The sequence below is a fragment of the Micromonospora sp. NPDC048830 genome (assembly GCF_043198215.1).
In the GTDB taxonomy this organism is placed as follows: Bacteria; Actinomycetota; Actinomycetes; order Mycobacteriales; family Micromonosporaceae; genus Micromonospora.
This window is the reverse complement of sequence record NZ_JBICUP010000018.1, coordinates 19,390-34,102: the sequence shown is the minus strand read 5'-3', so window position 1 is coordinate 34,102 and position 14,713 is coordinate 19,390. Positions and strand designations below refer to the sequence as shown.

Annotated in this window: 13 protein-coding genes; 6 read left to right on the top strand and 7 right to left on the bottom strand. The window is 74.2% G+C overall.

Translation table 11 applies throughout. The features are described 5' to 3' along the window. Positions 1-66 precede the first annotated feature (66 nt). Complete coding sequence (locus ACGFIZ_RS17160; RefSeq protein ID WP_393420249.1) at positions 67-1,329, top strand: amidohydrolase; 1,263 nt, start codon at positions 67-69, stop codon at positions 1,327-1,329. On the opposite strand, the gene ACGFIZ_RS17155 is transcribed toward ACGFIZ_RS17160, so the two are convergent. Continuing rightward, positions 1,286-2,236 (bottom strand): DUF4349 domain-containing protein, encoded by a 951-nt coding sequence (locus tag ACGFIZ_RS17155; RefSeq protein WP_393420247.1) that lies wholly within the window; start codon positions 2,234-2,236, stop codon positions 1,286-1,288. The two genes, ACGFIZ_RS17160 and ACGFIZ_RS17155, sit on opposite strands and share 44 nt — an antisense overlap. Positions 2,237-2,390: 154 nt before the next feature. Between ACGFIZ_RS17155 and ACGFIZ_RS17150 the strand changes: the two genes are divergently transcribed. The 4 genes from ACGFIZ_RS17150 to ACGFIZ_RS17135 all read left to right on the top strand — a co-directional run bounded on the left by ACGFIZ_RS17150 (position 2,391) and on the right by ACGFIZ_RS17135 (position 6,026). Continuing rightward, positions 2,391-3,020 carry an MBL fold metallo-hydrolase gene (locus ACGFIZ_RS17150; protein WP_393420245.1) on the top strand — a complete coding sequence of 210 codons (630 nt, stop codon included), beginning with the start codon at positions 2,391-2,393 and terminating at the stop codon, positions 3,018-3,020. Beyond that, positions 3,017-4,060, top strand: a complete 1,044-nt coding sequence (locus ACGFIZ_RS17145) for a hypothetical protein (protein ID WP_393420394.1) — start codon at positions 3,017-3,019, stop codon at positions 4,058-4,060. The genes ACGFIZ_RS17150 and ACGFIZ_RS17145 overlap by 4 nt, the downstream gene beginning before the upstream one ends. Before the next feature lie 6 nt (positions 4,061-4,066). Further along, a complete protein-coding gene (locus ACGFIZ_RS17140) occupies positions 4,067-4,816 on the top strand; it encodes a hypothetical protein (RefSeq protein ID WP_393420243.1) in 750 nt (249 codons plus the stop codon). 247 nt (positions 4,817-5,063) lie between these two features. Beyond that, entirely contained in the window at positions 5,064-6,026 is a 963-nt protein-coding gene (locus ACGFIZ_RS17135) for a GNAT family N-acetyltransferase (RefSeq protein ID WP_393420241.1), read from the top strand. A 99-nt stretch (positions 6,027-6,125) separates the two neighbouring features. On the opposite strand, the gene ACGFIZ_RS17130 is transcribed toward ACGFIZ_RS17135, so the two are convergent. Further along, complete coding sequence (locus ACGFIZ_RS17130) at positions 6,126-6,581, bottom strand: gamma-glutamylcyclotransferase (protein WP_393420239.1); 456 nt, start codon at positions 6,579-6,581, stop codon at positions 6,126-6,128. A 106-nt stretch (positions 6,582-6,687) separates the two neighbouring features. On the opposite strand from ACGFIZ_RS17130, the gene ACGFIZ_RS17125 reads away from it, so the two are divergent. Further along, entirely contained in the window at positions 6,688-8,088 is a 1,401-nt protein-coding gene (locus tag ACGFIZ_RS17125; protein ID WP_393420237.1) for an NAD(P)H-quinone dehydrogenase, read from the top strand. Here the strand turns inward: ACGFIZ_RS17125 and ACGFIZ_RS17120 are convergent. The 5 genes from ACGFIZ_RS17120 to ACGFIZ_RS17100 all read right to left on the bottom strand — a co-directional run bounded on the left by ACGFIZ_RS17120 (position 8,066) and on the right by ACGFIZ_RS17100 (position 14,600). Then, positions 8,066-8,761, bottom strand: a complete 696-nt coding sequence (locus tag ACGFIZ_RS17120) for a DUF998 domain-containing protein (protein WP_393420235.1) — start codon at positions 8,759-8,761, stop codon at positions 8,066-8,068. The genes ACGFIZ_RS17125 and ACGFIZ_RS17120 overlap by 23 nt on opposite strands. Positions 8,762-8,892: 131 nt before the next feature. Beyond that, the gene (locus ACGFIZ_RS17115) at positions 8,893-9,567 is read right to left on the bottom strand and encodes a DedA family protein (RefSeq protein WP_393420233.1); all 675 of its coding nucleotides are present in this window, start codon (positions 9,565-9,567) and stop codon (positions 8,893-8,895) included. 787 nt (positions 9,568-10,354) lie between these two features. After that, positions 10,355-12,382 carry an ABC transporter ATP-binding protein gene (locus tag ACGFIZ_RS17110; RefSeq protein ID WP_393420231.1) on the bottom strand — a complete coding sequence of 676 codons (2,028 nt, stop codon included), beginning with the start codon at positions 12,380-12,382 and terminating at the stop codon, positions 10,355-10,357. Continuing rightward, positions 12,382-14,115 carry an ABC transporter ATP-binding protein gene (locus ACGFIZ_RS17105; RefSeq protein WP_393420229.1) on the bottom strand — a complete coding sequence of 578 codons (1,734 nt, stop codon included), beginning with the start codon at positions 14,113-14,115 and terminating at the stop codon, positions 12,382-12,384. The genes ACGFIZ_RS17110 and ACGFIZ_RS17105 overlap by 1 nt, the downstream gene beginning before the upstream one ends. Then, entirely contained in the window at positions 14,109-14,600 is a 492-nt protein-coding gene (locus ACGFIZ_RS17100; RefSeq protein ID WP_393420227.1) for a MarR family winged helix-turn-helix transcriptional regulator, read from the bottom strand. Before ACGFIZ_RS17100 ends, ACGFIZ_RS17105 begins: the two co-directional genes overlap by 7 nt. Positions 14,601-14,713: the final 113 nt, after the last annotated feature.

Genomic DNA, 14,713 nt, shown 5'->3' with positions numbered 1-14,713 from the left:
CGGAGGTCTAGGCTGTCTGCTGTTCTGCCCGAAGATCCATCCATTTCTAGTGATCGAGAATTCGACGTGACGCGTGCGTTGACGCGGCCGAACAGCGGCCTGCTGGAGTCGTCCCCCTGGTCCGAGGCCCCGTCCGGGGCCCAGCCCCTGCCCTTCGGGCTCGACGACCTGCTCGACCTCCGGCTACCCCGCCTCATCGCCACCCGTCGGCACATCCACTCCCACCCGGAGCTCTCCGGCGAGGAGTTCGAGACCGCCGCCCTGATCGCGCGCGAGCTGTCGCTCGCCGGTCTGAACCCGCGGCTGCTGCCCAAGGGCAACGGCGTCATCTGTGACATCGACGGACGCCCCGACGGCCCGGTGGTCGCGCTCCGCGCCGACATCGACGCGCTGCCGCTGACCGACGTCAAGGACGTGCCGTACCGGTCCACGAAGGACGGCGTGTGCCACGCCTGCGGCCACGACGTGCACACCACCGTCATGCTCGGCGTCGGCATGCTGCTGGCCCAGCTCGCCGACCTCGGCGAGCTGGACGGCCGGGTCCGGCTGATCTTCCAGCCGGCCGAGGAGATCCTGCCCTGCGGCTCGCTGGAGGTCATCGAGGCCGGCGGCCTGGACGACGTGGTGCAGATCTTCGCCCTGCACTGCGACCCCAACCAGCCGGTCGGCCGGATCGGCCTGCGGGTCGGCCCGATCACCGCCGCCGCCGACAACGTCACCGTCCGGCTCACCGGCCCGGGCGGGCACACCGCCCGCCCGCACCTGACCGTCGACCTGGTCGACGCGCTGGGCCGGCTGGTCACCGAGGTGCCCGCCCTGGTCGGCCGCCGGGTGCCGGCCAACAGCGGGCTGCTGCTGGTGTTCGGCCAGGCCGCGGCCGGCACCCGGTACAACGTCATCCCGTCCGAGGCGAGCGCCTCCGGCACCCTGCGCGTGATGGACCGCGACACCTGGGAGCAGGCGCCCAAGATCGTCGCTCAGGTGGTCCGCGACGTCATCGCCCCCACCGGCGCCACCGTCGACCTGGAGTACCTGCGCGGCCGGCCGCCGGTGACCAACGACGCCAGGGCCATCCAGGTGCTGACCGCCGCCACCGCCGCCGCGCTCGGCCCCGACGGCGTCGCGGAGACCCCGCAGAGCATGGGCGGCGAGGACTTCTCCTGGTACCTGGAGTACGTCCCCGGCGCGCTGGCCCGCCTCGGCGTCGGCCGGTCCGGCCCGAACGTCGACCTGCACCGCGCCTCGTTCGACGTGGACGAGCGGGCGATTCCGGCCGGCGTCCGGGTCATGGTGCAGACCGCGCTGCGGGCACTGGCGGCGGCTCGCTGACGGCCCCGGGGCTGACGCCGGCCGCCGGCTGCGCGGCCGGCGCCCGCCTGCGGCGGCGCAGCCGCAGCAGCACCGCCACCACCACGGCCACCGGCACCGCGAAGGGCAGCATCGCGCCGAGCACGGTCAGCAGGACGTTCACCGAGGCCACGAGGGCGTTCCAGCCGCCGCGCAGGCCGGCCAGGAAGCCCGTGCCGGGCTCCTCGTCCGCGCCGCCCGCCTCCGGCCCGACGAGGGTGAGCGTGATCGTGGACAGCGCCGTGAGGTCGGCCAGGCGGCGCTTCTTCGCCTCCAGCGAGGCGAGGTCCGCCTCCCGCCGGGCCACCTCGCCCTCAATCGTCACCAGGTCGCCGATCGAGGTCGCCCGGGCCAGCAGCTTGCGGCCGCTCTCCACCCGGGCCCGCTGGGTGGCGATCCTGGCGTCCAGGTCGATCGTCTCCTCGGTCACGTCCTCGGTGCGTACCGAACGCTGCTCCTGCCGGCCGAGCCTCGCCAGGTCCTCCAGCACGCCGGCGAAGCGGTCGGCCGGCACGCGCAGCGTCAGCTGGGCCCGGGCGTCGGCGCCCCCGCTGCGCCGCTCGTCGCCGCCGACGAAGCCGCCCACCCCGGTCACCCGGTCGACGGCCGCGCGGGCGGCGGCGTCCACGTCGTCCACGGCGACCCGCATCGTTCCCGTGTAGATGATCGACCGCTGGTCGACCCGCAGGTCCGGCGAGCCGCCGCCGGCGCCGGCCTTCGCGTCCGCGCCGCCCGCCGCCTGCTGGCCGGTCCCCGGCCCGCCCGCCGGCGCCACCGCCGCGGAGTCCTCAGCGTTCGAGTCCCCGCGGAACCCACTGCACCCGCCCATCGCCAGCATGGCCGCCAGCCCCAGCGCGGCCAGCAGCGTGCGTCTGTTCCGTCCGTCCATCCCTGCTCCGATCGTCTTTCCCGTGGGCCTGGCGGCCGTCGGGTTTCCCGTGGGCCTGGCGGCCGTCGGGCGATACGTCAGACGTGACGCGCCGTCGCGCCGGTTCCGGCAGACTGCGCTGAGGACGTCACGATTCGACAACCCAGGAGTCACGATGCAGGTCACCAAGTACGCCCACTCCTGCCTCCGCGTCGAGCACGACGGGGGAGTGCTCGTCGTCGACCCCGGCGTGTTCAGCGACCCGGCGGCGCTGGACGGGGCGGACGCGGTGCTGATCACCCACGAGCACCCCGACCACGTGAACGCCGAGGCGATCACGCGGCAGCTCGACCGCCGGCCGTTCCGCGTCCACGGCCCGGCGTCGCTGGCCGGCGTCCTCGGCGACGCGGCCGAGGCACTGGATGCGGTCACCCCCGGCCAGTCGTTCACCGCCGCCGGCGTACCGGTGCGCGCGTACGGCGGGCGGCACGCCGTCATCCACCCCGACATCCCGGTGATCGACAACATCGGCTACCTGATCAACGATGCCGTCTACCACCCGGGCGACTCCCTCGTGGTGCCCGAGGACACGCCGGTGGACACCCTCTTCGCGCCCATCCACGCCCCCTGGTGCAAGTTCTCCGAGGTGCTCGACTTCATCCGGGCCGTCGCCCCGCGCCGCGCGTACGCCCTGCACGACGCGCTGCTCAACGACAACGGCTTCGCCGTCTACAACCGCCAGTACGCCGCCCTGTCCAAGACGGAGTACCAGCGCCTCGAGCCGGGCAGCCGGTTCGTCGTCTGACCGAGGTGCCACCCCCTCAGGACCTGGTCCGGCGCCTGTACGCGGAGCCGCCGGACCGGTTCGTCGCCACCCGGGACGCCGCCGTCGCCGAGGCCCGCCGGGCCGGCGATCCGGCCGCCGCCCGGGAGATCGCCGGGCTGCGCCGGCCGACCGTGGCGGCGTGGCTGGTCAACCTGCTCGCCATCCGCCGCCCCGAGCTGGTCGCCGACCTGGCCCAGCTCGCCGAGGCGCTGCGCGCGGCCCAGCGCGACCTGCGGGGCCCCCGGCTGCGGGAGCTGTCCGCCCAGCGGCGTGCGGTGGTCGCCGCGCTCGTCGCCGAGGTGCGTCACCTGGCCGCCGAGGCCGACGGCGGCCCGCCGGCCGGGAAGCTGCCGCTGGCCGAGGTGGAGGCCACCCTCAACGCCGCGCTGGCCGACGCCGAGGTGGCCGGGCAGGTGCGGTCCGGCCGGCTGCTGCGGGCCGCCAGCTACGCCGGCTTTGGTGAGGTGCCCCGTCCCCAGCTGCGCCTGGTCACCGGGGGCGAGGAGCCCGCACCGGCCCCCCGGCGGGGCGGCCGCCCCACCGAACGGGAGCCCGCCGCCGAACGGGAGCCCGCCGCCGAACGGAAGCCGACCGCCGCGCGGGACCGCGCCGCCGAACGGGACCGCGCCGCCGAACGGGACCGGGCGCGGCGGGAACGCGACGAGCGGGCGGCGGAACGGGCGGCCCGGGCCGAGCGGGCGCGGCAGCGCCGGGCGCTGGAACGGGAGCTGACGAAGGCGCGTACCGAGCAGGAGCGGTCCGAGGCGGAGCTGGCCACCGCCGCGGGCGCCGAGCGCGACGGCGCGGAGGAACTGGCCGACATCGAGCGCTCCCTGGCCGAGCTGGAGCGCCGCCGGGCCGAGGCCGAGCAGGAGCTGAGCCGGCGGAAGCTGGCCCGGCGCTCGGCGGAGCGGGCGGTCACCACCGCCAGGCGCCGCGCCGGCGAGGTCGAGGGGGCCATCGAGGCGCTCGACGCCGAAGAGGGGGCTGCCGTCGGCGGCGACGGCGGTGCAGACTGACTGACGATGACGCCGGAGCAGCTCGCCGCCGCGAGCAAGCCGTACGTGCTGGAACTCGGGAAGGCGTTCAGCCGCTGCCCGGGCACCCTGCGCCGGGCCCGCCTGCTCGGCATCTCGGGGTGGGCCTTCTACATCACCGGCCGGGCGGGCGCGCTCGGCGACGTCCGGGCGCCCACGGTGGCCGCCGCCCTCGGCTTCGTCGCGCCCGACGCGGTCGCCGACGGCTGGGACGCCGCGACCCGGGTGGTACGCCCGGCCGAGGTGGCGACGGCGAACCTCGCCGAGTGCTGCCGGTGGGGCGTCCAGCACCTGGCCGAGCTCCCGGGGGTGGCCCGGCTGGCCGGGCTGCTGCACCGGGTGGTCGACGCGGCGGACGACAGCGCGATGCCGCTCTTCGCCGCCTGGCGGGCCATGCCGGTGCCCGACGACTCCCCGGGCGCCCGCGCCGCCGTCGGCCTGCTGCTGCTGCGCGAGCACTTCGCCGGGGCGTACCTGCTGGCGGTGCGGGCCGGCGGGATGACGCCGCTGGAGGCGGTGCTGGCCGGGCCGGAGGGCGAGGCGGGCGCGCTGGCGTGCGGCTGGCCGCCGCCGTACCCGCGGGTCGCCCCGCTGGTGCGTCGCCGGCTCTGGGCGGAGGCGGTGACCGCCCGGCTGGCCTCGGTCGCGTTCCGCGCCCTCACCCCCGGTGAGGGCGCGGAGCTGCTGGAGCTGCTCGCCGCCGTCCGCGCCGAGGTGCAGGCAAGAGTCCCTTCCTGACGCCTGCGGTATGGCGGGACACCCCGCTCACCGCCGGTTGCCGTCGAGCGCCGCCGCCGGACGCGGGCCGTCGCCGAGTACCGCCGCCGGACGCGGGCCGTCGCCGAGTACCGCCGCCGGACGCGGGCCGTCGCCGAGTACCGCCGCCGGACGCGAGCGCCGCCGCGGGCCGCCGCCGCAAGCGACGCGGCGCGACGCGGGCGGAAAATCAGCGGCGCGGACCACGGTCGGCTGCCAGGATCGCCCCGTGACTCTCCCCGCCGGCTGGACCGCCCGCCGCCCCACCCTCGACGACGTGCCGGCGATCCTGGCCGTCGTGCACGTCGCCGACACCTTCGCGATCGGCCACCCCGACTTCGACGCCGAAGACGTGAAGGCCGTGCTGACCGCACCCTTCTTCGACCCGGCCCGGGACTCCTGGCTGGTCACCGACCCGGACGGCGTCGCTGTCGCCTGGGCCCTCGTGGACAACCCGAGCGGGACCGGCCGGGAGTTCGTCGACGTCCTCGTCGACCCCGACCGCGGGGCGGACCTGCGCGCCCCGCTGCTGGCCCGGCAGCTCGACCGGGTCGCCGAGCGGGCGGCCGAGCGCGGCCTGCCGGCGCTGACCGTCCGCTGCGGGGTCTACGCCCCGGAGACCCGCTGGGCGGCCGAACTGGCCGAGGCCGGCTTCGCCCGGGTCAAGCGGTACGTGCGGATGAGCCGCTCCCTCGCGGACCTGCCCGCCGAGCCGGCGCCCCCGCCCGGGGTGACTGTCCGGCCGCTGCGCGCCGACGACGAGGCCGACCTGCGGCTGTTCCACCGGATCTTCGACACCGCGTTCCGGGACACCCCGGACTACGAGCCGCTCGGCTTCGAGGCGTGGCGGGACCTGATCCCGTCGTCCGGCAAGGTCTGGGACGAGTGGTTCGTCGCCGAGGTCGACGGGGAGCCGGCGGGCGTCCTCCAGTCCTCCGACCAGGCGCTGGAGCAGGACTCGGGCTGGGTACGCACGCTCTCGGTGCTGCCGGCGTACCGGCGGCGGGGGGTGGGCGCCGCGCTGCTGCGCCGGGCGTTCGCCACGTACGCCGCGAAGGGCCGCGCCGCCGCCGGCCTCGGCGTCGACCTGGCCAACCCGACCGCCCCGGTCACCCTCTACCGGTCCGTGGGGCTGAGCGAGGTGCGCTGGACCGACATGTACGAGCGGACGGTCGCCGCCACGGGTGTGTGACAGGCGACCCGGTGCGGGGGGTGCCAGCCCGCCTGCCGCGCCGACGGCGCAGACTGGGGCGTGGAAGACGCGCTACGCCGACAGGGCGCGGGAGACGCGCTACGCCGACGCGGTGCCGGTGGGCCGGGACCGCAGCTCGTTGACGTAGTCGGCGGGCGCGCCCGCCTTCTCGGCCGCGGTCGCGATCTCCGACAGGTACCACGACGTCGGCAGACCGCCCTCGTAGCCGTCGAAGACGTAGACCCAGGCGGTCACGTCCCCGTCGAGGGTGGAGACCCGGACGTGCAGCTTGCGGTACGTCCCGGCGGTCACCCCCTCGATCTCGTCGAGCTGGGCGGCGTCGTACGGGTGGATGTCGTACAGCGCGACGAACACCCGGTCCCCCGGGGACTCGACGACGGTGCTGACCGCGCCCTCCCAGCCCATCGTGCCCTCGCCCGCGAAGGTGAGGCGCCAGCCTTCCAGCCAGCCGATGCCCACCATCGGCGAATGCGGACAGTAGGCGCGCATCCGGGCAGGGTCCAGGTTTGAGCCGTAGGCGGCGTAATGACGCACGGCGATGACGATAGCCCGGCGGACGGGTGGGGGAGAATACGACGGTGCGTGTCGGACGCGTTCGGGAGAAGAAAGTCACTGTGAACATGGGCGAGGGGCGGGCGCTGTGAGCCAGATCGTGATCATCGGCGGGGGGCCGGCCGGGTACGAGGCGGCCCTGGTCGCCGCCCAGCTGGACGCTGATGTCACCGTGGTGGAGGCGGACGGCGCGGGGGGCGCCTGCGTGCTCTCCGACTGCGTCCCGTCCAAGACCTTCATCGCCAGCTCGGAGGTGGTCACCGGGTACCGGGACACCGAGGAGTTCGGGGTGCACTCCGACGGGCTGGAGGCGGTCACCGTCGACGCCCGGGCGGTGCACGAACGGGTGAAGCGGCTCGCGCTGGCCCAGTCCGCCGACATCCACGCCAAGCTGGTGAAGGCTGGCGTCACGTTCGTCCCCGGCACCGCCCGGATGGGCGAGGACACGCTCGGCCACACCCACCGCGTGATCGTCACGCCGGCCGAGGGCGCGGAGTACCCGATCGACGCGTCCACCGTGCTGGTCGCCACCGGCGCCACCCCGCGTCAGCTCCCCACCGCCGTACCCGACGGGGAGCGCATCCTGACCTGGCGCCAGGTGTACGACCTGCCCGAGCTGCCCGAGCATCTCGTCGTGGTCGGCTCCGGGGTCACCGGCGCCGAGTTCGCCAGCGCGTACCTGGCCATGGGAGTCGAGGTCACCCTGGTCTCCAGCCGGGACCGGGTGATGCCGCACGAGGACGCCGACGCGGCCATGGCCATCGAGCGGGTCTTCCGCTCCCGGGGGATGAGCATCCTCAACAACTCCCGCGCGGAGGCGGTCCGCCGCTCGCCCACCGGCGTCGAGGTCGAGCTGTCCGACGGCCGCAGGGTGTACGGCTCGCACGCGCTGATCGCCGTCGGCTCGATCCCCAACACCGCCGGCCTGGGCCTGGCCGAGTACGGCGTCGAGCTGGCCCGGGGCGGCTACGTCAGCGTGGACCGGGTGTCCCGGACAAACGTGCCCGGCATCTACGCCGCCGGCGACTGCACGGGCGTGCTGCCGCTGGCCAGCGTCGCCGCCATGCAGGGGCGGATCGCCATGTGGCACGCGCTCGGCGAGGCCGTCCGGCCGCTGCGGCTGCGTACGGTCGCGGCGAACGTCTTCACCGACCCGGAGCTGGCCACGGTCGGGGTCTCCCAGAACGAGGTGGACGCCGGCAAGGTGCCCGCCCGGCAGGTGATGCTGCCGCTGTCGGGGAACGCCCGGGCGAAGATGGACGACCTCGCCGACGGGTTCGTCAAGCTCTTCTGCCGGCCGGCGAGCGGCCAGGTGGTCGGCGGCGTGGTGGTGGCCCCGAAGGCCAGCGAGCTGATCCTGCCCATCACGATGGCCGTGGAGAACAACCTCACGGTCAACGAGTTGGCGCAGACCATCACCATCTACCCGAGCCTGTCCGGCTCGATCACGGAGGCCGCCCGCCAGCTCATGCTCCACGAACTGGAGTGATCTCCCGCGCCGGTCGGCGGGCCAGGCTCGCCGCCAGCACCCCGAGCAGGGCGACCTCCGCGAGGATGAGCAGGCGTTCGGCGAGCCCGATGAGCATGCGCTCGCCGGGATAGGCGGACCAGACCATCGCCCCGGCCAGCAGCAGGCTGGCCAGGGCGAGTCCGCGCACCCAGCCGCCGGCACCGCCGCCCAGCAGTCCGGCGAGCAGCCAGCCGGCGGCCGGCAACGCGAGGAAGGCGACCACCGAGGCGTACCGGTGCAGGTAGGCCGCGGTGTCCATCGGCAGGCCGGGCTCGTTGGTGGGCACCACGGCGGCGGTGACCAGGCCGGCGGTCCAGGCGGCCAGGAACATCCCGGCGACGCGCCGCCGCCCGGCCCGCCCGGACGGTCCGCCGCCGGCCGGCCCCGGACCGTTGCCGCCGGGCCGCGACCCGCCGGCGTCGGGCCCCGGTCCGGTACGCCAGAGGGCCCGGATCAGCAGCGCCGTAGCGGCGGCGAGCACCGCCATGGCCACGTCGATGACGCCGCCCCGGTCGGAGACGGCGAAGTCGCTGACGGTCAGCGACCACGGGTTCAGATCGTCGTTCACCTCGAGGTGGCCGAGCACGGCGAGCGCCGCCGCCAGGGCGATCCCGCCGAGGGCCAACAGTCCGCACGTCCGGTTCTCGGGCATGCCCCAGCCTGTCGCCTGGGCCACCCGAAACGGATCCGGGACGGCCACCCACCCCCGACCCCGGGACCTCCCCTACCGGCTGTGCCGCTGCCGGGCGACGTCGAGGTGGATGTTCCGGGCGTACGGACAGCTCACCCGCCGTCGGTGGGGACACGCGAGGAGGAGCTGGGGTGCGCCGGCTGGTCGGCTCCGACCCGAACCTCGGTCCCGGCCTCCGTGCCGGCGTTACGGGCGCCGATCGCGGTCATCGCCCACCCGGCGGCGGCGAACCCGGTCGCCGCGATCGCCGCCACCACCAGCAGCCGCCAGGCCGACTCGGTCAGGGCCATCCCGCCCAGGTGTCCGACCAGCGCCCCGTACGTCGCCCAACTGCCCGCCGCCACCGCCTCGTAGGCGAGGAACAGCCGGTACGGGTACCGGCTGCGCCCGGCGGCGAAGCAGGCCGCCATCCGGCCACCGGGCACGAAGCGGCACAGCAGGATGACCAGCGGGCCGGGGCGGCTCAGGCCCCGGGTGACCCGGTAGGCCACCCGGCGGGCGCGGCTCGGCTCGGCCTGCCGGGACCGGCGGCGGTCCGGCGCGCTGCGGCCCAGCAGGTAGCAGGCGAGGTCGCCGGCGAACACGCCGAGCGCGCCGACCCCGATCGCCAGCGGCAGGCTCAGCCCGCCGTACACGGTGAGCGCCCCGACGGTGATCATCAGGGCCTGGGTGGGGATGACGGGCACGAACGCGTCGACGACCAGCAGACCGAGCAGCACCAGGTACGCCCACAGCGGCGACGTGACGTCAGTGAGAAGTTCGGGCACCACTGTCACCTCGCCGGGTCCGGCTGATCGGGTGAACCGAGCCTGACGCCGTGCCCCGCGTCACCGGGACCGCCCCTGGCCGGTGGTGACTACGCACACGGCGGGGCCACCAGGATGGAACGAAACGAAGCGACGAAAGGTGACGACGCGGCAGGTGTCCGCCCCCACGACCGGCCGCCATCCGGCCCGTGACCTCGGCTTCCGGACGGTGGCGGGCGGCGGATCGGCCTGCGTGCGCGTACCGTTGTCGGCGCGCGGCCCCGAGCGCGTCGGGCCCCCCGTTCCCGACGACCGGGCCGCCGCGGGCGGCCGGCAGGTCCCGTGTCGGCCGCCCGCCCCTCTCCGGCCCGCGATCATGCTGGGTGAGCAGGTCGGATACGCTGCGTCCGCGTTACCGGCCCGCCTCCCGGCGCTCCCACGTGGCAGAGCGGTTCTTCGAATGTCGAGAACTCCTCGGCGTGGACGAAGCGGCTCGACATGTCCGCCTCTGTGCATGGAAACCTCCCGGAGGGGAGGAGGCCCGTCGTGGGTCGAGGGGCGGAATCATGTCCATGGACCGTAGTGCATCGATGCAACCACACGGGAGCCAATCGCGAAAGGTGACCATCCGGCTACCGTCGGGCGGTGACCTGGTTCCGGCTGGCCGGGGAGCACGGGGCGTCGACGGCGCGGAAACCGCAGATGGGTCGTCCTCCAGCTGCGCGACGGCCGCGCGATCCGCCGCGGCCCCGACCCGCCCCGCGGTCCGGGGCGGGTCGTCGGCGGTCGGCCCCCGGTCATGCCCGCCCTACACGGACGCGGGCTCGACGGCGGCCGGGTCCGGCCCGGCCTCCGGGACCGCGGACTGGCTGAACTGGGACTGGTAGAGGTGGTGGTACGCCCCCTTCGCCGCGAGGAGCTGCTCGTGGGTGCCCTGCTCCACGATCCGGCCGTTCTCCATCATCAGGATCAGGTCGGCGTCGCGGATGGTGGACAGCCGGTGGGCGATGACGAAGCTGGTGCGGTCCGAGCGCAGCGCCGCCATCGCCCGCTGGAGCAGCACCTCCGTGCGGGTGTCCACCGAGCTGGTGGCCTCGTCCAGGATGAGCAGCGACGGCTCGGCCAGGAACGCCCGGGCGATCGTGATGAGCTGCTTCTCGCCGGCGCTGACGTTGCTGCCCTCCTCGTCGATCACCGTGTCGTAGCCGTCGGGGAGGCTGCGCACGAACCGGTCCACGAACGTGGCCCGGGCGGCGGCGACGATCTCCTCCTCGGTGGCGCCTGGCCGGCCGTACGCGATGTTGTCCCGGATGGTGCCCCCGAACAGCCAGGTGTCCTGGAGCACCATGCCGATCCGGCCGCGCAGGTCGTCCCGGGCCAGGGTGGTGACGTCGACGCCGTCGAGGGTGATCCGGCCGGCGTCCAGCTCGTAGAACCGCATGATCAGGTTGACCAGGGTGGTCTTGCCCGCGCCGGTCGGGCCGACGATCGCCACGGTGTGCCCCGGCTCGGCGACCAGGGACAGATCCTCGATCAGCGGCTTGTCCGGCTCGTACCGGAAGGAGACGTGCTCGAACTCGACCCGGCCGTGCGGGTCGGTCACCCGCGCGGGCACGGCCGGGTCCGGGCTCTGCTCGTCGGCGTCGAGCACCGCGAACACCCGCTCGGCGGAGGCCACCCCGGACTGGAGCAGGTTCGCCATCGAGGCCACCTGGGTCAGCGGCTGGGTGAACTGCCGGGAGTACTGGATGAACGCCTGCACGTCGCCGAGGCTCATCGACCCGGACGCCACCCGCAGGCCGCCGACCACGGCGATCGCGACGTAGCTGAGGTTCCCGACGAACATCATCGCCGGCATGATGATCCCGGAGATGAACTGGGCGCCGAAGCTGGCCCGGAACAGCTCCTCGTTCTTGGCGTGGAAGGCTGCCTCGACCTCGCGCTGCCGGCCGAAGACCTTGACCAGCTCATGGCCGGTGAACGCCTCCTCGATCTGGCCGTTCAGCTCGCCGGTGTGCGCCCACTGGGCGATGAACTTCCGCTGCGACCGCTTCGCGATCTGCCCGGTCACGATCACCGACAGCGGCACCGCGACCAGGGCGACCAGCGCCAGCAGCGGCGAGATCCAGAACATCATGGCGAGTACGCCGACCACGGTGAGCAGCGACGTGAGCAGCTGGCTCAGCGTCTGCTGGAGGCTCTGCGCGATGTTGTCGATGTCGTTGGTGACCCGGCTGAGCAGCTCGCCGCGGGGCTGCCGGTCGAAGTACGGCAACGGCAGCCGGTTGAGCTTGTCCTCCACGTCGGCGCGCAGCCGCAGCACCGTGCGCTGCACGATGCCGTTGAGCAGCCAGCCCTGCCACCACATCAGCAGGCTCGCGGCCAGGTAGAGCCCGAGCGCGAGCAGCAGCACCCGCCCCAGCGCGGCGAAGTCGATGCCGACCCCGGGCACCACGTCCATCCGGGCGAGCATGTCGGCGAAGTTGTCGTTGCCGTTCGCCCGGGCCGCCGCGACGGCCTGCTCGACGGTGGTCCCGGCGGGCAGCTGCCGGCCGATCACCCCGCTGAAGATGAGGTCGGTGGCGTGGCCGAGCACCTTCGGCCCGTACACGCTGAGCCCGACGCTGACCACGGCCAGGCCGATGACGACGACGAGCTGGAGCCGGTGCGGTCGCAGCCGGCCCAGCAGCCGGCGGGCGGACGGCCCGAAGTTCAGCGACTTCTCCGCCGGCATGCCGGCGCCCATCCAGGGCGGGCCGCCGCGCTGGCCGCCGGGCGGCAGTCGCTTCGGCGCCGCCGCCTCCGGGGCGCGCTTCTGCTCAGGTACGGCGGTCATCAGGCTGCCACCTCCGCGGTCTGCTGCGAGGCGACGATCTCCGCGTACGTCGGGCAGCTCTCCAGTAGTTCGGCGTGTCGGCCCATCCCGACGATGCCCCCGTCCTCGAGCACGATGATCTGGTCGGCGTCGACGATCGTGGAGACCCGCTGGGCCACGATCACCACCGCCGCGTCCGCGGTGACCGGCCGCAGCGCCGCCCGGAGCCGGGCGTCGGTGCCGAGGTCGAGCGCCGAGAACGAGTCGTCGAAGAGGTAGATCTCCGGCCGGCGGACCAGGGCCCGGGCGATCGCCAGGCGCTGCCGCTGCCCGCCGGAGACGTTCGTGCCGCCCTGCGCGATCGGGGCGTCCAGCCCGCCGGGCATCGCGGCGACGAAGTCGCGGGCCTGGGCGATCTCCAGGGCCGCCCAGAGCTCCTCGTCCGTGGCGTCCGGGTTGCCGTAGCGCAGGTTGCTGGCGACCGTGCCGCTGAACAGGTACGGCCGCTGCGGCACCAGCCCGATCCGCCGCCACAGCTCGTCCGGGGCCAGGTCACGGACGTCCACCCCGTCGACCAGCACGGTGCCCGAGGTGGTGTCCACCAGCCGGGGGATCAGCGACAGCAGTGTGGTCTTGCCGGCGCCGGTGCTGCCGATGATCGCCGTGGTGCGCCCGGCCGTGGCCCGGAACGAGATGTCGTGCAGCACCGGCGCGCTCGCCCCCGGGTACTGGAACCGCACGTCGCGCAGCTCCAGTTCGCCCCGCGCGGCCACCTCGGTCACCGGGCGCGCCGCCGGCACCACCGACGACTCCGTGTCCAGCACCTCGACGATCCGCTCGGCGCAGACCGCGGCGCGCGGCACCATCATCAGCATGAAGGTGGCCATCATGACCGCCATCAGGATCTGCATCAGGTACTGCAGGAAGGCGGTGAGCGCGCCGACCTCGATCTGGCCGGCGTCGACCCGTTCCGCGCCGAACCACAGCACGGCGACGCTGGAGACGTTGAGGACCAGCATCACCACCGGGAAGATCAGGGCCATCAGCCGGCCGGTGCGCAGGGCGGTCGCGGTGAGGTCGGCGTTCGCGCGACCGAAGCGCTCCGTCTCGTACGGCTCCCGGACGAACGCCCGGACCACCCGGATGCCGGTGATCTGCTCGCGCAGCACCCGGTTGACCGTGTCGATGCGGGTCTGCATCAGCCGGAACCCGGGCACCATCCGGCGGATGATCAGCCCCAGCCCGATCGCCAGCACCGGTACGCAGACCAGCATCAGCCAGGACAGCCCGACGTCCTCGCGCAGCGCCATCACCACGCCGCCGACGCTCATGATCGGCGCGGCGACGAGCATGGTGCAGCTCATCAGCACGAGCATCTGCACCTGCTGCACGTCGTTCGTGTTGCGGGTGATCAGCGAGGGCGCGCCGAAGCGGGACACCTCGCGGGCGGAGAAGCGGTTGACGTGCCCGAAGACCGCGGCCCGGACGTCCCGGCCGAACCCCATCGCCGTCCGCGCGCCGAGGTAGACCGCCGCGATCGAGCAGGCGATCTGCACGAGGCTGACCAGCAGCATCCAGCCGCCGGTCCGCAGGATGTAGCCGGTGTCGCCGCGGGTCACGCCCTGGTCGATGATGTCGGCGTTGAGGCTCGGCAGGTACAGCGAGGCCATCGTGCCGACGAACTGGAACACCACCACCGCCGTGAGGGCCCGGCGGTACGGGCGCAGGAAGGCGCGGAGCAGCCGGATCAGCACGGTGGCCCCTCCGGTCTCGCCTCGGGCATCGTCACGTACGGCTCCTCTCCCAGGCTGATGATTTCGAGCAGGAACTCCCGGATCACGGCCGCCTTCGCCGGGTCGGCGTCGACCGAGGTGAGCGGCCTGCCGGAATGGATGATCGTGGTGACCGCCGCGACCCGCTCCCGGCCGGCGGGGGTCAGGGCCAGGCGTACGCTGCGCCGGTCCGCCTCGTCGCGCCGGCGCTCGACGAGGCCGTCGCGCTCGAGGGTGTCGACGATGCCCGTCAGGGTCGCCGGGCGGACGAAGCAGAGCTCGGCGACCGCCCGGTGCGGCAGCTCGCCGAACCGGGCGAGGGTCATCAGGGTGGCCATGCCGGCCTGGGTGAGGCCGTGTTCCTCCGCGAGGTAGCGGTTCCACCGCTGGCCCACCACATGGCCGGCGATGGCCAGCAGGCGACCGAGCGGCACGTCGTCCAGGCAGACCAGATTCACGCGCTCCACGTTAGCTCCCTGAAAGTAAGGGGCCAAACGAATTTCCCCGGGCCGCCCGTGAATCCCCGCCCTGCGCAACGTACGCGCCGCGGTCAAGTCACTGCCCGCGGCGCGTTTCGTCA